The following is a 25,274-nucleotide window of genomic DNA, read 5'->3' as shown; positions in this document are numbered from 1 at the left end:
ATTTTAAATCAATAAATTATATGTTTTTTGGAGTAAATGTGGAGTAAAACTTACCAATCACAAAACACATAAAGTATTGATTATATGAAGATATTACTCTACTCGAATTCTCCCTGATCTTCATCCGGAACTATGTTTAGACCCATGTGAAGTTGATTTGAGCTGTTCAGCCCTGCAATTCGCTTCAGCTCGTCAGGTGTCTCATCACTGAACGTCGCTAGGTAATAGTAAGGATGGCCGTCGTCACTGCCTACCAGATCGTAATCAACGAAGTACTGCTCTACCTCTTCGAGCGTCCAATGAACTTCTCCGGCAATAGCTATTAATAGATCTGTATTGTCGTCGGGATGATTGTGGCCCCTGGGTAGAACCGAAAGTTCAGCAGAGGTGATTCCTTTATCCTTCCAGTTTCTCAGAATGCCAGACCATAAATTAGCTCGAAGATTTGAACTGGGTTGGAATCTAGACGCATTCCAATGAATGACATCTCGTTCACCGTTTTTCAAATGAAGAACGACCTGTGCCTTCTTGCGAGCTATCAGCTCATTTTTGAAAGCAGTCTCATCAGGGACAAAGGTTAGGGACGGTTTGTTTTCGCTTGACTTGGGTCCGCCCTCCTCAACCGAGTCGAGCAATCGCTCGATAACTCTCTCTGGTGTGTCGAATCCGACAGCCAACGCTTCCAATCTGCGGTACACATCATCGGAAATGCTAATAGTTACTGGCATCTTAATACCTCCATAGGATTAACTATACATAGAACTATATATGATTATTTATATAGATCAAGTTTTTCAGAGAAAGAGCCGAGCTTTTATTTTCTTGTTCAACAAACCACCATTTTCTTAACAGTTCATAACTTAGCAATTTGGTTGGAATTTAATCTATAAATTTGTTAAAATACTTGTATAAAATTCTATGTTAAAAAAACGTACATGAATCAAAAGATTGGCTATGCCAGAGTTTCAACCGACGATCAAAACCTGCATTTGCAAAGAGATGCGTTGGCTGCTGCTGGTTGCGAGATCATTTACGAGGACAAGGCCAGTGGGAAGAATGCCGCTAGACCCGAACTGGATAACTGCTTAAAGGCTCTTAGACCTGGGGATACGTTGGTCGTTTGGAGGCTAGATAGGTTAGGTCGTAGTTTGGCAGACTTAGTGAACGTTGTTACCCATCTGGTTGATGAGCGACGGGTTGGATTTCTGAGCCTACAAGAACAGATTGAAACGAACAGTGCTTCTGGAAAGCTGGTTTTTCATGTGTTTGCTGCTTTGGCTGAATTTGAGCGAAATTTGATTAGCGAGCGTACTAAGGCGGGATTGGAAGCCGCAAGAGCTCGCGGGCGCTTGGGTGGGCGGAAGCCAAAGTTACAGAAAAAAGATATCAGGGAGATTAGGGCATTACTCAAAGATGGTTCTATTCCTGTATCTGATGTTGCTAGGCGATATGGTGTATCTAGAACGACTATTTATAATCATGTAGGGGTGGTGAGTGTACAAAATTCTAGAGGGGATTAAGTGCTTAAACCCTGTCATACTACACAGACTTTATTGTATAAAGTTGGTAAAGTTGCCCCGTCTTATGGAGATTGAATAATGGCTACTGCGGAACAACTAAAAGCGCTTTTAAAGAGTCACGCTGAACGTGACGATCAGCGTTTTTACTCTGTTGCCCTTCAGGTTGCTGCCAAAGAAGCTCGACAGGGGCATAATAAGCTTGCGAGCGATATTAAAAATCTTGTTGAGAAATCTCAGCGTTCTACCAATAAGCTGGGTCTAGCATCGTCTAGAACTATACCTTTTGCGCAACAGAATCAAAGTGAGTTAAAAGGTCTATTAGAGCTCACGCCACACAGTGTTCGTCTTAATGAGCTTGTTCTTTCTGATGACATGCAAGAACGTATGGAGAAGGTGATATTAGAACAACGTCAGAAGGACAAACTCAGTCAGTTTGGTTTGCAGCCGCGTAGAAAACTTCTTTTTACTGGTTCTCCTGGAACTGGTAAGACAATGTCTGCATCTATGTTGGCAACAGAGTTAAAATTACCTCTTTATACAATCGTCCTAGATAATCTTATTACACGTTTTATGGGAGAGACTGCTGCAAAGTTGCGTTTGATCTTTGATCATATAAGGCAAACAAGAGCTGTTTATCTTTTTGACGAATTTGATGCTATAGGAACTCAACGAGGTGCACCCAATGATGTTGGGGAAATTCGTAGGGTGTTAAACTCATTTTTGTTGTTTGTAGAGCAAGATGCATCAGAGAGTATTATTGTTGCAGCTACAAACCATCCAGAGTTACTAGACCAAGCGCTTTATAGAAGATTTGATGATATCATTAAGTTTGAAAAACCAAAATTTGATCAAATATGCCTTCTTATTCAAAACCGTCTATCGCTTTTCGATACCGATGATTTTGATTGGAGGATGGTTGCTGAAGCTGCAAATGGTTTGAGCTCTGCTGAGATTACCCGATCTTGTGAAGATGCAGCTAAAGAAGCTGTTTTGAATTTTAATGCAAAAATAACAAGTGAAACACTGTTAAAGGCCTTTTCTAGAAGGCAGTCAGGTAATAACAAATAAAAAGTATATAAGGGAATTATATGGTTTCTAAAAGGAAGCATTTAGATGTGGCTCGGTTTTTCATTGACGAACCTTTTAAATCTAAAAGGCCTGGTCGAAATTCAGGTGTTCCTAGTCGAGATAGAAACCAACATGGAAGTTATTTGGCTGGTTTATATCAGAATTTAATAAATGCTTACGAACAAAAAAGAAAACAACAAATTAATCCTATCACAGATGATTCTGGTATTTATGTTGAAATTATCGGAGTTAATGGATGCAAGCTCCCATTAGATAGTTTAGATAACAGAGATTTTAAACTCTGTTCTTGCCAGATGAGAGGAGATAGAGAGTTCGCGTTAGTTTTTATACCCGAAGATAAACGTGATACATTCCTTAAAAAAATACAACAGTATTTAGACCCTCAGAAAGATGGAAAACCAAATAAGGAAGGCGTTTCTTTTCCTCGAAATCATACGTTAATAGATAGCATTTCCGAGATCAGGCTTGCAAATTTGGAGTCATTTTGGACAGATCCTATAGAGTTATTTCCTGCAGATAAGAATCTTGATGTTTGGTGGGAATTATGGTTGAAAAGTAACACCGTAGACGACGTTAAAAAAATAGCAGAGTCTCTTGCTGAAAGAGTTGATGGTCGCTTAGGAAACACATCTCTATCATTTTTCAATTCTTTTGTTGTTCTTATTAAAGCCTCAGTTAACAAACTAGAGAAAGCTCCTGAATTAATTTCAAATTTAGAAGAAATTCGGAAAGCGAAGGAGACACCAGTTCCCATCATTAGCTCTTCACCAAAAGAGCAACAAGAGTGGCTGAAGAGTATTTCTGATCGAGTATCTCTTTCAGATAATATAACAACCAGTGTGTCAATACTGGATACTGGTGTTAATTACAATAACATGCTGTTAAGTAAAGTGTGCTGTGATGATTTTTCTGTTTCTTGGGATCCTGATTGGCCCAAATACGATCAATATCAAGCACTAGCGCCGTTTAATGAGCATGGTTCTTTGCAGGCAGGACTTGCAGCATTTGGAAATTTGATGGATGTCGTTTTAGGAAATAGCGCTATCCAACTATCACATGTTATTGAGTCAGCAAGAATTTTACCTCCGCAAGGCAACAATGATCCCTTTTTATATGGGGCTATAACGGTAGGAACAGCATCCAAACTTGAAGTAGATAGGCCTGATATAAATAGAGTATATAGCCTTGCTGTTACGTCTGATCATGAGAGAGAAAGTGGCAGACCTTCTTCATGGTCTGCAGAAATTGATCAATTCACTTCTGGTATGCAAGATGGAAAGCGGAGACTTTTTGTTATTTCTGCCGGTAACAACTTAGATATTCGTCCTGACCAAGACTACTGGGATCAAGTCAATCTCGCGCAGATAGAAGATCCAGCTCAAGCATGGAATGCTATTACTGTTGGGGCATATACAGAAATGACCACAAATGATGATCCATATTTTGAAGGTTGGTCACCATTTGCAATGGCGGGTGATGTTGCTCCATCAAGTCGTTCTTCGGTGAATTGGGCGTGGAGAAAGCAAGCACCATTTAAGCCAGATGTAGTTGCCGAAGGTGGTAATCGACTTTTGTCACCTGATAAGACTGAACTCAGTAATGAAGATACTGTTGGATTATTAACAACATCAGGAAAAACTACCGGTCAGGTTTTTGAGCGGGGTAGTGATACAAGCGCTGCGTGTGCGTTAGTCTCGAGATGTGCGGCTCAGTTAACAGCTGAGTATCCTGAACTTTGGCCCGAGACTATACGAGGTTTGATAATTCACTCTGCGGAGTGGACTCCACGAATGATGGAACGATTTGGTTTATTAAGTGCAGTACATAGTCCTAAAGTAGCAAAAGAAACATTATTGCGTACGGTTGGGTATGGTGTAACAAACATTGATAGAGCCAGATATAGTGCTGACCATGCGCTTACTTTGATCGCTGAGGGCGAAATTCAGCCATTTATCAAATCCCAAGATGCTAATGCGTCATCTGATCCTAGACTAAATCAAATGAAACTTTATCAGTTACCCTGGCCTCTCGCGGAATTGCAAAATTTGCCGCCAGAGTTAGAAGTTAAACTCAAAGTTACTTTATCTTACTTCATAGAACCTAATCCTGGTAGGAGAGGTTATCGTACAAGATATAGCTATCAATCTCATGGTTTAAGGTTTGAAACTATCAGACCTGGTCAATCAATTGCTAACTTCCGTTCTTACATTAATGGTTTAGCAAATATGGATGATTACGATGGACCAGAAGGTGACAATGATGGGTGGTTTTTAGGGAGTCAACTTCGAACAAGAGGTTCAATTCATTCAGATCACTGGACTGGTAGTGCTCAAGATTTAGCTGATATGCATACTATAGCTATTTTTCCAGTAGGTGGATGGTGGAAATATAAAACTGCAGAAGAGCGGTGGGAAAATAGAGTGCGGTTTAGCCTTCTTATTAGTATTGAAGTACCTGATGAGAGTGTTGATATTTACTCTGTAATAGAGAATCAGATTGAAGTTGCAATAGAAAATCAGGTCGCAATAGAAATTGTAACTTGAGTTACCAAAAGCCATGAGTTTAATTTCCTTTGTCTTATTTTAAGACAAGAAAATACTTCTAGGAGTTGAAGGCAAGGATGAAACTGCACAGTATTCGGATATCAAATTTTCAAAGTTTTGGTGCTGAACCAACAGAACTGACACTGGAAAATATTACCTATCTGATTGGCCCCAACGGGTCAGGCAAGACTGCTGCACTCCAGGCTTTGTGCCGACTGTTTGCATTTGATCCATCATTACGCCGTATTCAGCGCTCAGACTTCCATGTCCCGCACGATGAACAAGAAGCGCCCGAAGAAAGGCAGTTATGGATTGAGGCGGACTTCGTGTTCCCCGAGTTGGAGGATGAAGAAGATAACTCGACCGTTGCTCCCCATTTCAGTCACATGCGCCTTGATGACCCTGACGGAATTCCTCGGGTACGATATCGCCTAAGTGCCACTATGGGCCTGGATGGGGATATCGATGAGACTTTTGTGTATGTGCTTGAAGCTGGCCCGGATGGTTCACCTCTAAATCCTCAAACGGTTCCCAGGTCTGAACGAAATCACATACAAGTCCACTATCTGCCCGCAAGAAGAGATCCGACTGACCACATTGCATACGGAACGAACGCGCTGCTTGGCCGATTGCTACGTGCCGTGAACTGGGAAAATGAACGAGAAGAGGTCAAAGGGTTCACCGACCAGATTAGCGAGAGTTTGGCTGCTAATCCATCGGTCAATGCTTTTAGTGCCCACCTGAAGAAAACATGGAGCACTCTTCATAAAGGTAGCTACTTTACAGATCCCAAGATTACTTTTGTGGCATCTGAGATCGAGGCGTTGCTTCGTCATTTGTCCGTATCATTCTCGCCTGGACATGATGACAATCTTGTCGATTTTTCTCGACTCAGTGACGGTCAGAAGTCGATGCTCTATCTATCGTTGGTTCTCTCATCTCAAGCTGTTGGTCGTGCTGTCCTTGCCGGTGAGGACGACTCTTTTGACCCTGAAAAGTTGCGTCCGCCAGTCTTTACTTTAATAGCCCTTGAGGAACCAGAGAACAGCCTCTCACCTCACTATTTGGGAAGAATTGTTAGCGCTCTTAACTCAATGACGAGCAACGAAGATGCTCAGGCCCTAATTGCTACGCATGCTCCGTCGATGTTGCGACGTGTCGATCCGGAATATATTCGATATCTTCGACTTACCGAAACCCGGCAATCAAAAATTACGAAAATCCAATTGCCCTCTAGAAAAGATGAAGCGCACAAGTTTGTACGTGAGGCTGTCCAAGCATTCCCTGAAATCTACTTCTCACGTTTGGTTGTTTTGGGTGAAGGGGATAGCGAAGAAATAGTGTTACCACGTATTTTCAGTGCGAAAGGGGTACCTGTTGATGAATCTGCGGTGACGGTTGCTCCCTTGGGAGGAAGACATGTTAACCATTTTTGGCGTCTGCTATCTGCGCTTGAGATTCCATACATAACGCTTCTGGATCTCGATGTATCAAGACATAATGGTGGTTGGGGGCGTATTAAATATGTAAATGACCAACTGAAAAAGTTGACTCCAGCTCATGCATTACCTGATACATGGATAATTTCAGCCTGGAATGATGAGTCTATACCTATCCGAACTCACCATTTTTTTGAAGATGGTACAAAGGATCTATTTAAAGAGCTTGAAAAGAAAAATATATTTTTTTCTGAGCCGTTAGATTTAGATTTTTCAATGTTATTAGCCTTTCCTGAACAATACTCTAAGGAAAACTACAAGGCACCTACAGTTTCAACTGTTAAAGCGGTTCTCGGAAACTCTCATCATAATCCTAAGCAATATTCTCTAAAAGAAAGAAAGCTATTTAATACTTACCATAAGCGATTCAAATTGGGCAGCAAGCCCACTGCGCATATAGATGCCTTGGCTCAAATTAGTGACAAGAATTTACTGTCTAATATACCAAAATCATTTGGACGACTTGCAGATGCCGTGATAGCCAAGCTTGCGGAGCTGCCCGAGTGATTGCTGTAGATGCATGGTTGCCTTCGGATGGGCTAACACTTGAACCCAATGCTCTGCTGGCTGCGAAGGAAGAAGCGCGCTGTCTTGCACTGACTGCGGGGCCGGGAGCGGGCAAGACGGAAATGCTTGCACAGCGAGCTGACTTCCTCCTCCGAACCGGAACCTGCCGTTATCCGAAGAGAATACTCGCTATTTCTTTCAAAGTTGACGCCAGCAAAAACTTGAAGGAGCGAATCCAGCGACGCTGTGGACAAGAATTGGCTTCCCGTTTTGATAGCTACACATTTCATGCGTTTGCAAAGCGTATTATTGATCGCTTCCGAGTAGTGCTTACTGGTAATGATGCTCTGGATATGGATTATTCGATTGGCGAAAGAAAAGTCACAAGAAGGCAAATTACATTTCATGATCTTGTGCCGCTAGCAATTCAAATTCTCAAGGCCTCTGCTGTCGCAAGAAATGCCATACGCCAAACTTACAGCGATGTTTTCTTGGATGAATTCCAAGACTGTACGGATCAGCAATATGAACTCGTTAAGGTAGCTTTCCAAAGTACAAGCATTCGTCTTACCGCTGTCGGTGACACCAAGCAGAAAATCATGGGATGGGCAGGAGCTTTGGACGGAATTTTCCAAACGTTCGCTAAGGATTTTTCAGCCGTACCACTAAACATGTACCGAAACTTTCGTTCAAAACCACGCCTGCTTCGGATGCAGAACGAGATAATTCGTGTGCTTGATCCAGCTTCCGTTATGCCAGATCACCAACTTGCTGGTGAGGAGGGAGAGGTTTTCGCGTGGCAATTCGAGAATGCACAGGGGGAAGCTGAGTATTTGGCCGATTTAATTGCCGGGTGGATAAGAAATGAAAAGGTTCCGTTGTCCGAAATTGCCGTATTAGTGTCCAAACAACTAGATCTTTATGCCAACCACTTGATGGCGGCATTGGAAGTTAGGGGAATACCGTACCGGAACGAGCAGGAGATGCAGGATATTACTGTCGAACCTGCCGCGAGGCTCGTTGTTGACTATTTGTCCTGCCTCTACGGCCAGCGAGAGCCCAAAGCTTGGATTCGGCTTATGAATCAATTGATTCCCTTTGCTGATGATGAGGTGCAGTCTAGCGCTAGGCAAAGCTTCCAACGCTTCTTCAAGGAGCAGAGAAAAATCATCACCATGACCGAGCTGTTGGATGAGCCGTTTTCGGGATGGTGGGATTCTGTGTGTAGCTTTCTGAAGAAAATAGGAATGGAGACTCTTGTTGCTCTCTCGCCTGACTATGAGTCACATGCTAGGTTAGGTGAAGTTGTGAGAGATACCAAAGCGCACATTGAAGAATTGCTTGAACTTACCCCCGATTTGCCTCAAGCCTTGACTCGTTTCTCTGATGATCAGGCTGTGCGTATTCTGACTATCCATAAGAGCAAAGGATTGGAGTTCGACTCAACGATAATTATGGCCGTTGAGAACGAAATATTCTTTGGGGATCAAGATGCTAATCGGTGTGCTTTCTTTGTTGGTGTATCGCGTGCCAAGCGTCGGCTTGTTCTTACATACGCAAAAGAGCGAGATAGACCTGCTAATTATCATAAAAGATGGGATACCGCACGAACCCCTCAAACTGAGTATTTGGGCTACGTAATAGCCATCTAGCTAGGCCCGGTTAAACATCTAAACAGCATCCAAAAGTCGCTTTTGGATACTTTACTTTAAAGATTGAACTGAGATCTACTGTGCCACCATTGAAAACCAATCAAAAAGCGACTTCTTGATTTGTGGATGCTTATTCTCAGAGCTTAGAAGATACTGAAAAGCCACCGTAAAGCGACTTTACGGTGGGCTTGACGGCTCTATCTGTTTGATTAATATATAAAGTGTTTTTGGTAGCTGGCCTTCAAACAGCATTCTGCAAAACTAAGGCGATTGCCTTCATTTCGTAACCCTCAGGGGGACTGTCCCCTATGGGCATTCCTCCATCTATAACAATCTCCCCGGAGGAAAACTCGATGTTTATCATCATTATGCTTGCAGCGTTATGCTGCTGCCTGTGCTTGTGTATTGCACAAGTTAACAGGCTTCCATACCGCGATTTTGCTCAAAGCAATATCGTGTCCTTGGTACTCGATTCCGAGCTGCCAAACCAAAGAGGACCACCCTCAACATCAGGACGAGTGTTGGAATACCCAACTTGCTCGATGCTCCACCCCGTCTCTGTCGCCGTAGGCGTAAACAGAGACGGGGGTAGAGCCCCCGACGGAAGCCTTGAGCCTCAAGGGCTCTAGGCTTTCGCACCGCGCACGAATGTGCGCGAATTATACCGCCTTCGGCGGTTGGCGCGCTTCGCGCTTTCCTTTCCAAAGAATGACACGACAGTACCAGCCGGATCTGCTGGCAGTTTGTTCCGTCGGAACAGACCAGCCAATGGAATGAGCAGTTCGCTCCATAGCAGTACAGTTCGTAATTAATGACCGTGGACATCGGGTTTAACTGTCCTGTGTTTGGGCAAGATCCCAACGTTGGCCTTAGCATGCAGAGCTAATTAAAAAACTGCGTTTCACTTACCACCGGATACGGACGGGCCAACAAAATAACAATTTTGATTAACAGAGTTAGGGGGAACAATGCGTTCAGAGCGGACTAATCCGGATTCACGGAATTTTGGCCTTCGTAGTCGAGATATAAACAAGGCTGCCCTGAACGCTCTCAAGGAGGGGATGAAGAGTTTTCAGTCCATAGCCACTATTCATGACCGATGGAGCGTTTTTAGCGCTTGGATTAAGTCCGAACAGGGCATAAAGGAATTGCGGGATATAGAAAAGGCTCATTTGGTCGCTTATGCGGCGCACCTTAATGATCGCTACGAGCGGGGCGAAATTGCTCCATCCACGGCGCAGAACTACCTGAGCGCAGTGAACCGGGTGATGGAGATTGCGCGCGGCGACCGACAGGTACGTGTAGATCCTGTCTCCGAGGGGGGACTTCCAAAGCGCTCAGGTATAGCCTCTGGCGACCGAAGTGTTTCGGATGTTTCCCATAATGCCGCAATGGAGGCAGCCTCCGAGCGCCTTGGGACTTTGCTGGAACTACAGCGTAATTTCGGTCTGCGGTTCGAGGAATCGGCCAAGCTGGATGCAGCCAGAGCACTAAGAGAGGCCGAGAAAACTGGCTCCGTGAGCATAAAAGATGGCACCAAGGGGGGCCGGGCACGAACTGTTCCGATCACCAGTGATGCTCAAATTACGGCACTCCAGCGAGCCGCCGCCATACAGGATGGCCGCAGCATGATCCCCGCCGAGAAGAATTATCGTGAGTTCAGGCAAGAAGCCTACCGGGAGATCGGCCGCCATCCGGTGAACTTCCACGGCGAACGGCACCACTACGCTCAAACGCGCTACAAAACTTTGATGCGTGCTGATTGCCCGGTAAAAGCAGGTGTTAAACATGGGCGAGAGCACTATGAATATTTAGCCAAAGAACTTGGAGTATCAGTAGCTCACGCCAAAATGCTGGACAAAGAAATCAGATCTGAAGTGGCTTTGGAATTGGGTCACGGTCGCATCGATGTGACAAATAGTTATTTGGGGTAATTGATGGAAAAATGGGTAAGAGAAAGAAGCCATGTTTATGTGCGGCATGGGGGGAAGACAGCTCGACGAGCTATGGTAAAAAGGCTAATTGCGGCTCTAAACGATATTGCCGCCAATGAAAAAGGAGTCAACGCACCATCACAAATTGGAAGAGCTCATATCCACCGGTATTACACAAGGCATCAAGGATTGAGTACCACGACATTGCGGGATCATTTTTATGCGTTCCGACTCTTGTGGGAATTACTTAACCGTCCTGGAGAGCCTCCGCGCCCAAAAAACACCGGCTCTGCTGATTAAAAGCCATCTACGCCTATGTCATATTCCTTAATAAGACCTTCCGTTCGCTGCTTTGTTTAAATGTGCCCAAAAAGGGCCAATACAGCGCGTGTCGATTCAGAAATGAGCTGTTAAATTTGAATCAACTTCAGCTCCGTGCTGAGTATGTGCGATAGCTGGTCGCCGAAAACAAACAGCATTTTATCAATTTATCCCGTAACCGGGGTTCACCGGTTATGCGGTGTAACCCCTTCAATTCCAACTAATTGGAGGTGTTTATGTACTTTTCTACGTTCGTTTTGATCATGATTGTTACCGTGGGCGTTATTGCTTTCGGGGCTACGATTGTCGCCAAACTACTAAATAAGGCTTCGATTCTGGCATATCGATCATTGATAAAAACGCGGCCTGTACGGGTCGTCAGCCCATTGGTAACTAATAGCAGTTCATTGTGTGGTGAATGGTTGAAAGCTACCTCCGGTAGCCATCAACCTAGAGTCTCCGATGCTGTCGAATGCGCTCCGCTTGAGGGGGAGCTGGTTGCAGAACGCGCTGTAATAGGTTCCACCAGGAAATTATTGTCAGCTCAAAGATGAGGGAGATTTTATGTATCGACTGATTCTGACAAACCAAAAAAAGCGAACGCGAGAGTATCAGCCTTCTGATGCTGGTTATAGGGCAGCTCTCAAAGCCACGCGCAAGTTTTTGGAACAAAATCCCCAGGGAAATGCAGTGCTTTACGGGCATGGTGTTTGTGAGTCCTTCACTATACGCAACATGCCTGAAGCCTAATCCCTAATTAAATAACCCAACCGGGTGCTTTGCCCGGTTGGGCTAAGTCCCGGCTATTAAACTTTTGGAGAATTAATATGTTGGGACAAAATCAAACAGAGATCCATCAATTCGATGTGTGTGGCCGCGTGTATTATCGTGGGGTTAACTACACTGAAAAAGAAGGTGAGTTGGCTGTTGAAACAGTAGAAGCTACTTCTCATGATGAAGCTGAAGCGCTGTTTAAAAGCCTGCAGGATGAGTATGCTCGTGAGTGTAATCGGACTGTTGAGCGCATCGATATCACTTTCACTATTGACTTGACGATAGCTGAAAGCGACAACGATGAACCGTACTTAGTGATGTAATTACTGAGAAAAGCAAAGGGCCAGCTTGTCTGGCCCTTTGCTACTTCTGGTGATAGGAATCTACTGAATCGGTTTCATTATCCTGCTTGGCCGTTTGCTCATCCAAGAGGCGGAGCATCTCTGATGCCTTGCGTCTGGCCTCGGCTACAATTTCTGGCTTCTCATGCTCCAAGATCTGGTCTAGTGTTTTTGCCACTGGAATATACCGTTTAATGATGTAAAGTTAGAGTATAGAACCGAATGATTGGGAGAGCTAGATGGACGCTTTTACAATAGGAATGCTGAGCTTACTGGCATTTTTTACTGTGGTGACTTTTGGAAGTTTGTACCTCTATAACAAATCCCGTAAAAACGGTACTGAGTAATCGTTGCGTTCAGGAACTTTCACATGTGAAAGTTTTCCATCGGTCATGGCAGCAACTATCTCTTCGTCCATCTTGATGTCTACCATAGGCTCTCCCTTATAAGTGAACCGTGACCACTTAGTCGTTTGAAACACACCATGAGGTACCTCGTCATCATCTCCCAACCAAGTGCGTAGTCGGAGATCGACAACCCAATCACCATCTCCCTCCAGTTTTACCCAGCAATGCGGCGCTACCAGGTCGCCACGTTTCTCGTCTTTCACATAGCCTATGAAGCACCGGTGGGGAATGCCGCCTTTCCGAAGCAGGTGGCTGATCACATACGTCATGCCATCACAGTAGAGGCCGGTCTCCTCCAAATGAAGCAGACCGATCTCCAGGGCATCATGCCACACGCTCATCCTTGATCCGGCGTGATGAATAGTTCGGCCTTCCCTGTTGTCAGGATCACCGGTGCCGTGTAGCCGTCAGTATCCAGCTTTTGCGATGCAACAAAGATGAATGCCCAGGATGGAAGCTCATAGCTGATGCCTGCAAGCAACTGGTTCTTGTCCAAGTTGGAACCTTTGGGGATGTTCACCTTTATGCGGGAGTAATCCGCTTCATCATTTGCGTAGAAGCCATAGCCATTTTGCCCGGCCATCAGGAAATCAGGCACTTTTCGTGGCTCTTCCGTGGGGGCATACACGGTCGTGGCCACGTAACAGGATTGGTCATAGTCTCGATTGGCACTTTCCCAGTCAGGGCAACCATGTTCGGGATCGACAATTCGCACCGAGGAAAAAATGTACTCCGACATTAGAGGAAAGTCCTGATGCAGGTTCCTGTTATCGACAACATATTTGACATTCGCTTTCCGTAAGGTCTTCTCTATACCATCGAGCAGAGTACTCGACATCAGTTCCCAGGCTTCTCTGGCATTACCTGCTTTTGTTTCCGGAAGCCAGCCAAATACGCTGTCTCGCTCCATAACGCCCTTTGGTGCAAAGGCACTGGTCAACAAGCCCAAGCCTAGTGACTTGCCCCAGTCCAATCCAAGCCCATGTCCGGAATTGAACAGCAGTGCGTCACCCGTTACATCCCATCCCTTGCTGATAACACCGTCTCGCTGATCCCTGGGGATGTCGTAATCCCTTGCGTCGTACAGGCCTCCGGCCTGGGCTAAGTTGTAGGCGCGGCTATGGTCTCCCTTGTATTGGTAGCTGTTTGTCGTCGTTGCGCAGCCTGAGGCCAGTCCGGCTGCAAGAATTATTACTGTTAATTTCTTCGTCATTGAGGTTTCTCCTATAGCAATTGGATTAGGTTGCCATAGGTCTTCAAAAACGCAACAACATGCAGGCATCTTCTTGAAAAAAATGGAAATATGTTCTGAACGTACAAAGTTAATGAGGTTTATCTACATTTAGTAAGAGGATGCCCAAAATGGACACTTACAGCGTTCGGTTTGCCGATTATCGCTGGTTACTCTGGAGCCAACGACTATCCGCAAATTGAGGTTGAAATGAGTCATAAGAAAAAGTCCTTAAAGATACTTCTTGTCTCTCTTTCCGTTACGGCGACCTTGGCATCTGCCAACGTTGCCGCAAATGGACTACAAGCACAGATGGACAAGCTATTTAACGAGATGAGCAACACTACTCCACCAGGCGTTTACGAGACTCAGCGCCGAGGGGTGATTTCTGGGGGGCGATTAACATCCAAAACGAAGATATTCGATGAAAACCTAGTGAGTTTCGCCCCTCCTTCTTGGAAGGCTGGATGTGGTGGTGTGGATTTATTTGGTGGGTCTTTATCTTTTGTTAACGCTGATCAGATTGTCCAGCTAATGAGGGCCGTTGCGGCAAATGCGAAGGGTTATGCGTTCCAGCTTGCTCTCGATAATGTTTTCCCAGACGGGGCTAAATGGATTGAGAACTTCCAGAAGAAAGTTCAGGAGCTCAATCAACACTTAAGTAATTCCTGTCAGCTTGCGCAAGGGCTTGTGACCAATCCCGCGTCGTCGCTGGATGTTGCACAAAAAACAGGGGGGATTATTAAGTCGGCAGCAATAGGTTTATATGAGGATATATTCTCGGCAACCAGCGAAAAGGATGGTGTATCTGCTCCGGAAACGACCAAGCAAAATGCACCGCAAGAATATGAAAAGCAAATTGGGAACATTCTTTGGAAGCAATTTAAGAAGAATGGTGCCGCATCATGGTTTCAGTATGGAGACAATACATTGCTGGAAGCAATCATGTCATTGACCGGTACTGTTATCATTGGAGATCTTGTAGATGATCCTAACTCCTCTAGTTCCGGGTCGAAAACCAATCCCATCCAATCTCTTCCCGGAAATAAAATTACGCTTAGCGATCTCATCTTTGGCGGAACAGTAGAAATCTATTCTTGTGGTAGCGACACGAATAACTGTCTTGAGGCTGGTTCTGGAGGCTCTGGCACCAAATCAGTAGAACTGAAGGGAATTAAAAATAAGATTACCGACATGCTGTTGGGAACGAGTTCCACGCCTGGCGTCATCTACAAGTATGCGACAAACTCCGGAACACTCACCGGGGCAGAAAAGGCTTTTGTTTCCAATCTCCCCAATGGCGTAGGCACCATCATCCGAAACCTGTCGGTTCTCTCCCGCGATGGCGCGACGCTGTTCGCCACGGAATCTTCAGGAGCCATCGCCTTGACCATGATGTACAGCTTTACAGAAGAGTTCTTCCGGGCGGCCCGCATCTCCTTGGCGAACAGTGAATCTCCTTACAAGAAGGAGGCGCTGGAACTACTGTCACAGTCTCAGCAACAAGTCCGTTCTGAATACGCCATCTTGTCATCCCAGTACGGAGATCTGGCCCGCCAGATAGAAAAATACAACAGTCTTCTGGACAACATCCGTAAGCAAAAATACATGCTTGCTACTTTGTCCAATCCTCCCAGCACGAACTAAGGGAGAATTGACATGGGAGCTTTTTCAATTCATTCGATCGGTGACTCCGCATTTCTGGAGCAAATCCTGATTGCGGTATCCATGATTACTGGTACCGGGGACTTCGAGAAAATGGTCAGCATTGGCTTGTTACTCGGAGTGCTCATCATTTGTATTCAGTCTGTCTTTCAGGGGGCTCGACAGATCAACTTCCAGCAGGTTTTGCTGGGATGGCTCATCTATGCCTGTTCTTTTGGTCCCACAACGACCGTGACTATTGAAGACGCCTATACAGGCGAGGTGCGTGTCGTTGCCAACGTCCCGCTATTGGTTGGCTTTGCGGGGGGGATGATCTCCAATGTTGGGTACACCATTACCAACCTTTTCGAGACCGGATATGGGGTTATCGTACCTAACGTCACGGAAAGCCACTTCTCGGAGACTTTGAAGCTGCTGAATGATGTTCGCAGAAGAGCTTATGATACCGGAGTCTTCACCGCCCTCAATGCTGCCAATGGCGGTGGATACGTAGATGTGCGCCTTTCCTGGAACAACTACATCCGAGAATGCACTCTAACCAAGGTTGACCTCAGATTGATGTCCTTGGATGAACTCATGAATCGTCCAACAGACACAGCGCTTCGGTTTAACTCACAACTTTATGGGACTCGTCTTTATCTCTCAGTATCTAACCCCGATGGAGCCGATTACACCTGTACTGACGGTTGGGTCGCCATCAGTAACGCCACTGAAAACTTGAATAGCCCTGTGGTGGTTGATGCCTTGAACAACTTGCTGGGAATCGATACCAGTGCCGGCGATGACGCGATCACCAAAATCGGCGATTCGCTGCAAGCCATGGGAGCTTCGACAACATCATCCATCGATTATTTGAAGGCTGCCGTGCTGGAACCCCTTTACTACGAGGCTGCCGCTGGTCGCTATCAGGACTTACAGGACTACGGCTCCGCGCTGATGATTAACCAGGCCATTCAGCAGAGGAATACCCAGTGGGCGGCGGAACAGTCCATGTTCATGACGGTGGTTCGCCCAATGTTGACCTTCTTCGAAGGGTTCATCTACGCGATCACTCCGATCATTGCCTTTATCATCGTAATGGGGAGTTTTGGTCTCCAACTGGCGGGCAAATATGTACAGACCATCCTTTGGATTCAGCTTTGGATGCCAGTTCTGTCCATTATCAACTTGTTTGTTCACACGGCGGCATCCAAGGAGATGTCCAGCCTGAGTAGCTCCGGGCTGGACTCTATGTATGCGCTGTCATCGACAGGTGACGTGCTGCAACACTGGATCGCAACGGGTGGGATGTTGGCCGCTGCTACGCCGATCATTTCCTTGTTCATCGTCACTGGTAGCACCTATGCCTTTACCAGCCTAGCCTCGCGCATCAACGGCGGCGACCACGTAAACGAGAAAATGCAAACGCCTGATCTTCTGCAGCAAGATCCGGTAATGAAAGGCCAACCGGCGTTCTCGTATAACCAGTTCAGTGGTGCCATGGCCTCAGGAGCTGAGTCGCTTGTCGATAAGGTGAACATCGGACAAACCCTGAGTTCAGTGGTTAGCAGCAGCCAGGCCGCATCTGCCCAAGCTACGCGGAATTTCTCCGAACAGCTATCAAACTCGGTTTTCTCCGGGGCATCGGCTGAACAGAGCTACGCCAGGTTGCAGGGGTTGGGCCAAACTCTTAGGGCATCCGATTCGAGTCAGGCCAAGGCAATTTACGGTCAGGCTCAGGATTACGCACGACAGTACGGTTTGTCCGAAACGCACACTGATGCCATAGCTGGTGCCATAGCTATGAAGGCTTCAGGATCAGTTGATGCAGGTAAGCTTGCTGCGGTGATTGGTGGGCCAATAGGTCGAATCGCTGCGAAGTCAGGAGCAGTTGGCAAAGACGCACCATTGAAAGTACAGGGAGATGTTTCGGGATCTGCTGAGTCCAGAACGATGGATCAGCGTCAGCAACTGACCACGGATCTGGATAAACTGGCAAAGAATTTGGGCTTTTCCAAGGATGATTCCGCAGCGTTGACCCAAGATCTGGCGCGACAAACCAACACTGAGTCAGGCCAGCGGTTCACCAATTCATTGGGTGAGGAACAACGCGAGCAACTTTCCCAATCCGCGACACAAGCCGTTAGCGCTCAAAATACGTATCAGCGCCTTTCCTCCGCTCAAAGTTCAATTGGCACGGCTAGTCAAATGGATATGCGGGCATTGGCGGCCTCTACCGTCGGTAGTCCAGCCGCAAGCACCATGTTACAGAATGGAATGCGTATGGCGTCGCCAGAGACTCGTCAGGCCGCTGCCGAAAAAGCACGGTTTTATCAGGCACTGGGAATGGACTCCGCGCAGGCGTTAGCCGGTGGACAAATATACGCGCTTTTGAATTCAGGCAAGGGAGTCGAGCAGGCTGTTGCGGCTGAGGCTATCTCGGCGGCTACTGGTGGTGTCGTCACACAGGGTGTGGGGCGGTTTAACGAGAACCAGTTGCTTGTCCAGCAAGCTCCGGCAATCACCGGCCTTTCCAACACCCTGCAACTCCAAGATCCCAGTCGTATGAACGAGAGGCAGCGTACCCAAGCCTATGGCAGTGTGCCTAGTGAAAAGGCGGTTTTCCAGCAGCATGACAAGAATATGAGCCGAGTACAGGACGTTCATGCCAATCAAAAGGAGTCGTTCCAGGATGAGCGATTGGGGTCACTGAGAACGCAGATAATGAACTCCAATGTAGAACCATCCACCGCATCCAATATCTTTGCTTCGTCTGAAGGGGCTGGTCGATTCTTCGACAAGATCGTTGGCGGCTCAGGGGCGGCCATGGATGGATTCTCAAATGACTTTGCCAACTCGATGAACCAACTGGCACGGATGACGCCCGAGCAGCGTGATCAGTTTATTGCCGACGCACATAAGGGAGATCAGTACATCAAAGATCAGTACGGCCTTCCAGGATTCCTGGCTACTGGTGCGGCCAACCTGGGTAGGGACATTATCGGAGCAGGCGTATCCGGTTTCTATGCAGCCAAGGAATGGCTCACTGGAAAATCGGATCTATCCGAGGCGGCCAAGGGCATGTCGGTTCGCGAGCGTGGAATGTTCTTCGCGGCAGCGCTTGCTAGCGCGAGCGAAGCAGGTGCAGAGCATGCACAGGCCTTTGTGCAGCAGTACGGAGATGAGTTTCGTAATTTGGCCATGCAGACCGCGATACAAGAGCATGGCCTCCATTCGGATGCGGGTGCACGGTTGTTTGCCTCGTCCATCTTGGGCGCAAGCGATGGAAAGGAACAGGAATATCGGGCTCAACTCCGGAGTGAAATGGGCGATGACGCCTTGGCCAACAAAACAGCGGATATCATTGAGTCAGCTGCTGGAGCCGGACGAGAGCAGGCCGGGGGTTATCTGGCTCCAGTTTCGCGCTATTTTGCAGTTAAGCAAGGAGGTGGTTCATGAATACGGCACTGGTCCAACTGAAACTTCGGGAACGCCAGCTTCAGGACGAATTGGAACTGGTATGGGCAAGCATGGATAGCTTGTTGGAGGCTCATAAAGTTTGCGGTCCTATTACTCCGACCTTGGTTATCAATACGCTGAAACTGATGATGTTGGAAGGCCACGGGGATTGGCTTGTAACTCCAGTGGAGCGAGCTGCTGATGCCCTGGTGACCAGCGCTGAAGCCTTAAAGGTCGCCAGTAGGGAAACAGGTATTTGTCAGCATTTATTGAGAGGATGGCTTAGTCGAGCCCAGCGCCACCCTGCACTGGCTTGCAGGGATGGCAAACTAATCCTTCGAGTTGAAGGTTAATCACCGGCGGGGAAGACTGACAGGAAAGACGCTGCGTAACGCAAGTTCTTTCAATAAGGTATTCCCCGCCAGTCAGACCCTGTATCCGAAGTATCAGGAATGGGAAGACTAACGTCTTCCTGGTCATCAAAGTTAACCGATTCCTGAAAATTGACACCTTGTGAACCCGCGTCTCTGGGATGTCTATTCGCAAAAATGGCGATAAGAATAGTTAATGGAATTAAGGACAAAATAAGCCCTCCGTTTCCAGCAATTTTGTATGCAGCGAACAAAGTTGCCAGCACTATGCTCCATCCAAATATACGTTTCATATTGAATACCTCCGGTCATTCTATGACCAATATTTCATTATTACCTGAAACTGCAAGTCTTCAAAGTATCAAAAAATGATACTGTAAAAAAACACAGTGCTTGGCATTGCATATCTGAACTTTCGTGATAGAAAGGAATTGAAACCCTAGTTTTATCGTAGGAGATATGTGATGAAGAACACCAAGAAAAACAAACTGGTCTGGTTCGTTGCCGCCCTCTTTTCCTTGTCTATCGCGTCGCTGATTACGCTTGACGGGGTGGAGCGAAGCGATTGGCTTTACGCGGCAGCTCTTCCAATAGTGATTGCAGCGTTGTGGATGCAATACCGAAATTTGTTCGCCAATAGCAAGGAAGCCTGACAATGGAGAAAAGCACGGATTATAAATCAGGGTGGCTAGGCCGATGGATAGCTGCACGCCACATGGCCTTGGCTGGCTACATCACCAAAATCATCATGATCGAGACGGGACTGACGTACAAACAGGTACGCAGGTTATATCAGGACATCGAAAACGACGGATACGAGCTGGAGCGCAGATCACGTACCTTCCGTGGCGGGGCCACGCTTATTCACAGTCACACCTCCAAGATTCAGGCGTCACTGCTGATGCAGCTTTACCGCAATATTGGTGGTGAGGACGTAATCAGATCGATTGATATCAAAGCCTTGAACAAGGCATTTCGTATGTATCACGCTATTCGCAAGGAAGTTCCTGGTATGAAAGGAGCTCGATGGGCTCCTTTCGATATCACTGATGCCTGGTGTTTGGCATCTGAGCTCAGATGTGGTGATGCAATGCTTGAGCAGTGCGATAATTGTGAATGCACGTACTTTACCTCGGTCAACCAAAGGACCTGCGTCGAGTGTCCTTTTTGCGTCGCCGATAAGAGTAAAGCCGCGTGATTTTCCGCAATTGGGCAGTTTGGCGTAGGAGGTTTATTACTTCAGCCGAATAGCATAGCTCTCAAGATTTTATTGAGAGCTATGCTATGAGAAACCAAACACTCTTCATGAGAATAGTGGCCTTGCTGCTGACGGTCACAATGTCGATGCTGCCGATCCATACATACGCCACCGACGGTCAGAATCCGGATATTTCCTCTGTTGGGAAAGAAGCTCAGACCTTTGGGCAGGACCTAGCCAATTCGTTCAGAGCCAACTCGGGTTCGGTCCAAAACGGCACGATCTCGATGCCGACGCTGAAAGACGGTCAATTCCAGATGAATGGTGGAAGCCAGATCAATGTGAATGACCTGTTTCCCGGTACCAGCGGTGGTGACGGTCAACCCGATAGCTACTATTTCCCGGATGCCAACAAACCCGATGTTGACATGCTCCAGGGTATTTATGATTCCGGCGACGATATGGACGACGTGGGCAACAGCGCCAAGGGGGCTCTTTGGTCCGACGCGAATAGCGCCGATCCATCCATCTCAGGCGCTGCCTACAAAGTACTCCTCGATGCAGCTAACCGCTCACGTCCAGATTTCAGTAAGGACCCGATACTGAACTTGAGCAAAAAGACCTACGAGGACATGGACCTCATTGCTGATGGGTTTGGAGATTGCTCTGCCGAAACAACCATCAGCCAGAACGCTATCAATACTCATGTTCCTGAGTATGAGCGATGCCAGCGCGTTGTTGACCAAAGCGCTGATTGCGAAGTGGTTCATGATTACGATGCCTCTGTAGTGAAGCACTATGACGGTCCATACAACCTCAAGTCTTGTGGCAAAGGATGTACAGAGCTCTGGATTGGTAAAGTCGGGGATGACTATTGGGCAGGTAACTGCAAAATCTATGAGGAATACACTCGTGTCCAGGTAAGCAACCCGGACGCCATCGTTTCCGCGACGCTTGAATATGTGAAGTGGGACGACTATATGCAGGTTTGGGTCGGTAAATCCGGCCAAGAGGCTAAGGTGTGGTCTGGCCCGAATGGAAACTTCCCTCCTGAAACTGCTGGTAAATGTGAGCTTTCCACGAGCTGGGAGCGGAACCCAAATGTTGATGTCACACCCTATTTCAAGAATGTGAAAAATGGTGATGTCGTTACATTCAAGATCCGGGTTTCAGTAACCGGGGAAGGTGAAGGCTATGGCCGCATTAAGCTCCGTTATGACCCATCCAAAGCCATTACCAAGGATGAATGGTCTCCGCAGAGCTGTATGGATTCGGCCAAGGGCGTAGCCGACGGATTTGCTCAAGGGGAAATTACCTGCATTGATAACCCGACCGATACTACTGGCTGCACTGTTATCAATGGCATCAAGGTTTGTGAATCACAACTCAAGCCGTCACCCCTGCCAGGCATTCCAAAGCTCTGCAAAAAGGTGCGGGTCAAAGCTGACTACGACTTCTACAAAGGGCAAATGGACTGCTGGACCGATCCCCAGGGGGAAACTCATTGCCCGGTCAACTCGGGCGGTAATCTCAATAGCTGTACTGAATTCGAGAATAACCCGCAGTGCGGTTTTATCAGCTCTAAGTGCGTGGATGGGGCCGAGGGCGCATCCGGTACCTGCTATGTGCATGAAGATACCTACGATTGCGGCTCCGATGTGGCTGTGCCAACGCTTGAAAAGGAGACCGAGTACCAGTGTGGAGGGCCTATCCGCTGCATGGGGGATGATTGTCTCGATGTGTCAAAGACCCAAAGCACTGACTTTGCCCGTGCCACAGCTCTTCTCAATGCGGCTCAGTTTATGACCCAGGATATGAGCTGTACTGGACAAGATGGGGACAAGAATCCAACTGGTGATGAGAACGTCGTATGTTCAGCATTCGCAGGGGAGGCTGGTGAATGCAAAATAGCTGTAGGAGGTGTATCTGATTGCTGCGAGAAGCCATCTAACATTTCGCTAGCCGACTACCTTAACCTGATCATGGCAGTACCAAAGCTGGACGGTGCAGTGATGGGACTCCAGAACGGTAATTCAATCAAAGGCGCTTACCAGATCCTGCGTGAGCCCGTCTTACAAGGCTGGACCGAAATAACCAAACCTTTCACCAGCTATATCGAGAATATCTCCGGCGCAGTTGATTCCTTCTATCAACCGGTAGAGCAGGTTATTGATGAATTGATGGACCAACTGACCGAGCAGGTTAAAGAGGTCATGGCGGACATCATGAAAGGACTTGGGCAGGATGCTGCCACTCAGGAGGCGGCTGCCGGAGGCGCTGGTAAGATGGCTCAGGAAGGAATGATGGAAAGCGCTGCCACTTGGCTGAGCACAGCGATGACAATATATACGGTCTATGTCGTGGCGATGGTCATGATCCAGATGGTTTACAAATGCGAGGAAGATGAGTTCACCATGAACGCCAAGAGGGCTCTCAAGAACTGCTCCTATGTCGGCTCGTACTGCAAGTCGAAAGTTCTTGGTGCTTGTGTCGAGAAGCGAGAGGCATACTGCTGCTTCAACTCGCCCTTGTCTCGTATCATCCAAGAGCAAGTTCGGCCTCAACTGGGTCAGTCCTTTGGTGATCCGAAGAACCCTCAGTGTGGTGGCATCCCGTTGGACAAAATAGCAGAGATCGACTGGAGCAAGGTGAACCTAGATGAGTGGCTTGGCATCCTGCAACAGAACGGCAAGTTTCCGGACCCGAGTTCGCTAAACCTCGACAGCCTTACCGGCAACGGTAGCGACTTCAACATTGACGGTAGTCGTAAGAATACCAAGGAGAGAACACTGGAACGCTTGAACGGCATCGACGTCGATAAGGCACGGCGCGACTTGGCGTCCGAGATCTTTCCAGACTGGGATGGTAAGCAGTAGTTTGCTGTGTCGGAGGGGCCTAGAACTTTCACATGTGAAAGTTCCGGGCAGAAAGATAAGGCAAGTTTTCTTACTTTTACACCCCAAAAGGGCAACTTGAGCGCTCTGCTTTAAGCCCTAACAGATTAAGAATATCCCCATCGTATTAGCAATATCCAAGAAGATGGGGATTTCGAATGAACAGCTCACAAAATATCAATATTGGTTTAGACCATACCAACGCAGAGTTACGGCTTCTTACTATCCGAGAAGTAACTGACTTGCTCCAGATTTCTCATGTCACCCTCAATCGCCTTTCAAAAAAAGGCGACTTTCCTCGCCCGGTAAGAGTGTCTCGCCAAGTTCGTTACAGAGCCACAGAAGTTCGGGACTGGATACAGAAGAACCAGCATTAAAACAACAAACCCGGCACTGGGCCGGGTCTGGTAAGCGGTTGTTGAATGCTGATGAGTTGGCGCTCCGCAAAGCATTCAGCACATGGCTTGGGAAGCCAATGCGTATAAATAATGTACGCCATAAGTTAGCTATCTGCAACCTTGCTCACTGGGAATTCCAGTTCAAGGTGACTTTCGACTTCCCGTGGCCGCTCAGAATCAAGCGAAGGGAAGGGTACATTGAAAGTAGCAGTTTCCACTGCCGATTCCGGTCGGTATTTTCAACAAGGTACGGCACTCCACCGGATTTTATCGGAAGCACCATACTTACCGCGATGCAGTGACAATAAAACGGCTGCCAGGATCAGGCCCCGCGAGTATGCCATCCGTTATCCCTATATGCAGGTCAATCGTCCAGGCATGGTTTCCTGGTTGGTCTTCGACCTCGATCACTCCAACCCGTTAATCTGGGAGGACGAAGGACTCCCCGCTCCCAATATCATCGTCAGTAACCGCAAGAATGGTCACCCGCACCTTTATTACGCCATTCCCCCTGTTTGCACAACCGAAAACGCCCGCTCCAAGCCTATCGCCTTCATGAAAGCCGTATACGAGGCTATGGCGGCCCGGTTGTGCGCTGATCCGTCCTACAGCGGTCCGGTCGCAAAAACACCGGGGCATCCGTGGTGGAATACCTGGGAGATCCACCATTCAATCTATGATCTGGGCGAACTGGCCGATTACGTTGATTTGGCTGTTAAGCCCTTGTGGAGCTCTGGCCCCAACCTTGATGCCGTGGCGCACTCACGGCATTGCCTGTTGTTCGAGGAGCTGCGTTTCTACGCTTATTCAATCGTCAACCGTGAACGTGAGCAGGGGAACTTTGGTTCCTTTAACCGGCTGCTGGAAGCCTACGCCTTTAATAAGAACAATTTCAGGCTTCGTGGCTTTGACATGAATCTAACAGCAGCACAGGTCAAAGCCACGGTCAAAAGCGTCGCCAGATGGACGTGGGACCGCTATACCGGCTCCAGTCGATGCCATCGGGGGATGATGCGACTTGATAGCTCCCTACCGCTGCGAGAACGTCAGAGATTGTCGGCCAAGCGTACTCATGAGGTTCGCCAGAAGTCCACGGAATCACGGATACGGGCTGCTTGCAGGCAGTTATTGCAACAGGGCTTGAAGCTTACTCAAACAGCCATAGCAAAGCTCGCCAAGCTATCCAGACAAACGGTGGCCAAGTATCGCCATATCTGCAACGAAGTCTCCGAAAGCTCAACGAATGTCATCAGCTTAGATGAGGTTGTTATGGCCCCCAAAGCTGTTAAGCATGGTGTACATCAGATACCTGCCCCCCGCAGGGGCCAACAAGAATCGTCCCTCCTCGGTGGTGATTTGAAGTCAGATGACGCCAAAACTAGGGATGTTCATTCCGAAGACCTCTCAACCAGGCCCGTTGATTGGCCTTTAAAAGAATAAGCAAAACTTTCACATGTGAAAGTTCCAGAAAGTAAGCCGAGTTGTCCAAAAA

20 protein-coding genes are annotated in these 25,274 nt (G+C 47.4%); 16 read left to right on the top strand and 4 right to left on the bottom strand.

Annotated features, from left to right (window positions below; genetic code table 11):
* Positions 1 to 98: 98 nt before the first annotated feature.
* Complete coding sequence (locus tag RNAN_RS12695; RefSeq protein ID WP_040552130.1) at positions 99 to 728, bottom strand: hypothetical protein; 630 nt, start codon at positions 726 to 728, stop codon at positions 99 to 101.
* Between the two features lie 207 nt (positions 729 to 935).
* Here RNAN_RS12695 and RNAN_RS12690 point away from each other — a divergent pair, with 207 nt between their 5' ends.
* From RNAN_RS12690 to RNAN_RS12655, 8 genes are all read left to right on the top strand, one after another.
* On the top strand, positions 936 to 1,520 hold the full coding sequence (locus RNAN_RS12690) for a recombinase family protein (RefSeq protein ID WP_040552128.1): 585 nt from the start codon (positions 936 to 938) through the stop codon (positions 1,518 to 1,520).
* A gap of 78 nt (positions 1,521 to 1,598) precedes the next feature.
* Complete coding sequence (locus RNAN_RS12685; RefSeq protein WP_008222370.1) at positions 1,599 to 2,588, top strand: AAA family ATPase; 990 nt, start codon at positions 1,599 to 1,601, stop codon at positions 2,586 to 2,588.
* A gap of 20 nt (positions 2,589 to 2,608) precedes the next feature.
* The gene (locus RNAN_RS12680; protein WP_008222368.1) at positions 2,609 to 5,152 is read left to right on the top strand and encodes a S8 family peptidase; all 2,544 of its coding nucleotides are present in this window, start codon (positions 2,609 to 2,611) and stop codon (positions 5,150 to 5,152) included.
* Positions 5,153 to 5,229: 77 nt separating this feature from the next.
* On the top strand, positions 5,230 to 7,158 hold the full coding sequence (locus RNAN_RS12675; protein WP_008222366.1) for an ATP-dependent nuclease: 1,929 nt from the start codon (positions 5,230 to 5,232) through the stop codon (positions 7,156 to 7,158).
* Positions 7,155 to 8,810, top strand: coding sequence for a UvrD-helicase domain-containing protein (locus RNAN_RS12670; RefSeq protein WP_008222364.1), 1,656 nt, complete (start codon positions 7,155 to 7,157; stop codon positions 8,808 to 8,810). Before RNAN_RS12675 ends, RNAN_RS12670 begins: the two co-directional genes overlap by 4 nt.
* A gap of 1,061 nt (positions 8,811 to 9,871) precedes the next feature.
* The gene (locus RNAN_RS12665) at positions 9,872 to 10,744 is read left to right on the top strand and encodes an integrase domain-containing protein (RefSeq protein ID WP_001747917.1); all 873 of its coding nucleotides are present in this window, start codon (positions 9,872 to 9,874) and stop codon (positions 10,742 to 10,744) included.
* Positions 10,745 to 10,747: 3 nt separating this feature from the next.
* The gene (locus RNAN_RS19155; protein ID WP_023888852.1) at positions 10,748 to 11,044 is read left to right on the top strand and encodes a hypothetical protein; all 297 of its coding nucleotides are present in this window, start codon (positions 10,748 to 10,750) and stop codon (positions 11,042 to 11,044) included.
* Positions 11,045 to 11,892: 848 nt separating this feature from the next.
* Positions 11,893 to 12,162 (top strand): hypothetical protein, encoded by a 270-nt coding sequence (locus RNAN_RS12655; protein WP_000901446.1) that lies wholly within the window; start codon positions 11,893 to 11,895, stop codon positions 12,160 to 12,162.
* A gap of 331 nt (positions 12,163 to 12,493) precedes the next feature.
* On the opposite strand, the gene RNAN_RS12650 is transcribed toward RNAN_RS12655, so the two are convergent.
* Together RNAN_RS12650 and RNAN_RS12645 are read right to left on the bottom strand one after the other, a co-directional pair.
* On the bottom strand, positions 12,494 to 12,928 hold the full coding sequence (locus RNAN_RS12650) for a transglutaminase-like domain-containing protein (RefSeq protein ID WP_040552123.1): 435 nt from the start codon (positions 12,926 to 12,928) through the stop codon (positions 12,494 to 12,496).
* On the bottom strand, positions 12,925 to 13,800 hold the full coding sequence (locus tag RNAN_RS12645) for a hypothetical protein (protein WP_008222356.1): 876 nt from the start codon (positions 13,798 to 13,800) through the stop codon (positions 12,925 to 12,927). The genes RNAN_RS12650 and RNAN_RS12645 overlap by 4 nt, the downstream gene beginning before the upstream one ends.
* 171 nt (positions 13,801 to 13,971) lie before the next feature.
* On the opposite strand from RNAN_RS12645, the gene RNAN_RS12640 reads away from it, so the two are divergent.
* Genes RNAN_RS12640 through RNAN_RS12630 form a run of 3 tightly spaced genes read left to right on the top strand, consistent with a single transcriptional unit; the run spans position 13,972 to position 19,274 of the window.
* Positions 13,972 to 15,465 (top strand): conjugal transfer protein TraH, encoded by a 1,494-nt coding sequence (locus tag RNAN_RS12640; RefSeq protein WP_369403267.1) that lies wholly within the window; start codon positions 13,972 to 13,974, stop codon positions 15,463 to 15,465.
* A gap of 12 nt (positions 15,466 to 15,477) precedes the next feature.
* A complete protein-coding gene (locus RNAN_RS12635) occupies positions 15,478 to 18,921 on the top strand; it encodes a conjugal transfer protein TraG N-terminal domain-containing protein (RefSeq protein WP_008222353.1) in 3,444 nt (1,147 codons plus the stop codon).
* Positions 18,918 to 19,274: a hypothetical protein gene (locus tag RNAN_RS12630; protein ID WP_040552122.1), complete on the top strand. Its 357-nt coding sequence runs from the start codon at positions 18,918 to 18,920 to the stop codon at positions 19,272 to 19,274. The genes RNAN_RS12635 and RNAN_RS12630 overlap by 4 nt, the downstream gene beginning before the upstream one ends.
* 50 nt (positions 19,275 to 19,324) lie before the next feature.
* Here the strand turns inward: RNAN_RS12630 and RNAN_RS12625 are convergent, their stop codons facing one another.
* Positions 19,325 to 19,585 carry a hypothetical protein gene (locus RNAN_RS12625; protein WP_040552121.1) on the bottom strand — a complete coding sequence of 87 codons (261 nt, stop codon included), beginning with the start codon at positions 19,583 to 19,585 and terminating at the stop codon, positions 19,325 to 19,327.
* 171 nt (positions 19,586 to 19,756) lie between these two features.
* Between RNAN_RS12625 and RNAN_RS12620 the strand changes: the two genes are divergently transcribed.
* From RNAN_RS12620 to RNAN_RS12605, 5 genes are all read left to right on the top strand, one after another.
* Positions 19,757 to 19,945 carry a hypothetical protein gene (locus RNAN_RS12620; protein WP_040552119.1) on the top strand — a complete coding sequence of 63 codons (189 nt, stop codon included), beginning with the start codon at positions 19,757 to 19,759 and terminating at the stop codon, positions 19,943 to 19,945.
* A gap of 2 nt (positions 19,946 to 19,947) precedes the next feature.
* Complete coding sequence (locus RNAN_RS12615) at positions 19,948 to 20,490, top strand: FlhC family transcriptional regulator (protein ID WP_040552118.1); 543 nt, start codon at positions 19,948 to 19,950, stop codon at positions 20,488 to 20,490.
* A gap of 86 nt (positions 20,491 to 20,576) precedes the next feature.
* Positions 20,577 to 23,366 carry a conjugal transfer mating pair stabilization protein TraN gene (gene traN, locus RNAN_RS12610; protein WP_008222351.1) on the top strand — a complete coding sequence of 930 codons (2,790 nt, stop codon included), beginning with the start codon at positions 20,577 to 20,579 and terminating at the stop codon, positions 23,364 to 23,366.
* Between the two features lie 176 nt (positions 23,367 to 23,542).
* Positions 23,543 to 23,761 (top strand): helix-turn-helix transcriptional regulator, encoded by a 219-nt coding sequence (locus RNAN_RS19545; protein ID WP_080341940.1) that lies wholly within the window; start codon positions 23,543 to 23,545, stop codon positions 23,759 to 23,761.
* A gap of 219 nt (positions 23,762 to 23,980) precedes the next feature.
* Positions 23,981 to 25,222, top strand: a complete 1,242-nt coding sequence (locus RNAN_RS12605; RefSeq protein ID WP_008222350.1) for a replication initiation protein — start codon at positions 23,981 to 23,983, stop codon at positions 25,220 to 25,222.
* The last annotated feature ends 52 nt before the right edge of the window (positions 25,223 to 25,274 follow it).

It is taken from the genome of Rheinheimera nanhaiensis E407-8 (genome assembly GCF_000296695.1).
In the GTDB taxonomy this organism is placed as follows: domain Bacteria; phylum Pseudomonadota; class Gammaproteobacteria; order Enterobacterales; family Alteromonadaceae; genus Alishewanella; species Alishewanella nanhaiensis.
Note: the sequence above shows the minus strand (reverse complement) of the source record. Positions and strands in the feature narration are given on the sequence as shown.

What these genes read in the sequence shown, in the direction of transcription:
- RNAN_RS12695 (WP_040552130.1), bottom strand. Translation starts at nt 728, where the DNA reads ATGCCAGTAACTATTAGCATTTCCGATGATGTGTACCGCAGATTGGAA.
- RNAN_RS12690 (WP_040552128.1), top strand. Translation starts at nt 936, where the DNA reads ATGAATCAAAAGATTGGCTATGCCAGAGTTTCAACCGACGATCAAAAC.
- RNAN_RS12685 (WP_008222370.1), top strand. Translation starts at nt 1,599, where the DNA reads ATGGCTACTGCGGAACAACTAAAAGCGCTTTTAAAGAGTCACGCTGAA.
- RNAN_RS12680 (WP_008222368.1), top strand. Translation starts at nt 2,609, where the DNA reads ATGGTTTCTAAAAGGAAGCATTTAGATGTGGCTCGGTTTTTCATTGAC.
- RNAN_RS12675 (WP_008222366.1), top strand. Translation starts at nt 5,230, where the DNA reads ATGAAACTGCACAGTATTCGGATATCAAATTTTCAAAGTTTTGGTGCT.
- RNAN_RS12665 (WP_001747917.1), top strand. Translation starts at nt 9,872, where the DNA reads ATGAAGAGTTTTCAGTCCATAGCCACTATTCATGACCGATGGAGCGTT.
- RNAN_RS19155 (WP_023888852.1), top strand. Translation starts at nt 10,748, where the DNA reads ATGGAAAAATGGGTAAGAGAAAGAAGCCATGTTTATGTGCGGCATGGG.
- RNAN_RS12655 (WP_000901446.1), top strand. Translation starts at nt 11,893, where the DNA reads ATGTTGGGACAAAATCAAACAGAGATCCATCAATTCGATGTGTGTGGC.
- RNAN_RS12650 (WP_040552123.1), bottom strand. Translation starts at nt 12,928, where the DNA reads ATGAGCGTGTGGCATGATGCCCTGGAGATCGGTCTGCTTCATTTGGAG.
- RNAN_RS12645 (WP_008222356.1), bottom strand. Translation starts at nt 13,800, where the DNA reads ATGACGAAGAAATTAACAGTAATAATTCTTGCAGCCGGACTGGCCTCA.
- RNAN_RS12635 (WP_008222353.1), top strand. Translation starts at nt 15,478, where the DNA reads ATGGGAGCTTTTTCAATTCATTCGATCGGTGACTCCGCATTTCTGGAG.
- RNAN_RS12630 (WP_040552122.1), top strand. Translation starts at nt 18,918, where the DNA reads ATGAATACGGCACTGGTCCAACTGAAACTTCGGGAACGCCAGCTTCAG.
- RNAN_RS12625 (WP_040552121.1), bottom strand. Translation starts at nt 19,585, where the DNA reads ATGAAACGTATATTTGGATGGAGCATAGTGCTGGCAACTTTGTTCGCT.
- RNAN_RS12620 (WP_040552119.1), top strand. Translation starts at nt 19,757, where the DNA reads ATGAAGAACACCAAGAAAAACAAACTGGTCTGGTTCGTTGCCGCCCTC.
- RNAN_RS12615 (WP_040552118.1), top strand. Translation starts at nt 19,948, where the DNA reads ATGGAGAAAAGCACGGATTATAAATCAGGGTGGCTAGGCCGATGGATA.
- traN (WP_008222351.1), top strand. Translation starts at nt 20,577, where the DNA reads ATGAGAAACCAAACACTCTTCATGAGAATAGTGGCCTTGCTGCTGACG.
- RNAN_RS19545 (WP_080341940.1), top strand. Translation starts at nt 23,543, where the DNA reads ATGAACAGCTCACAAAATATCAATATTGGTTTAGACCATACCAACGCA.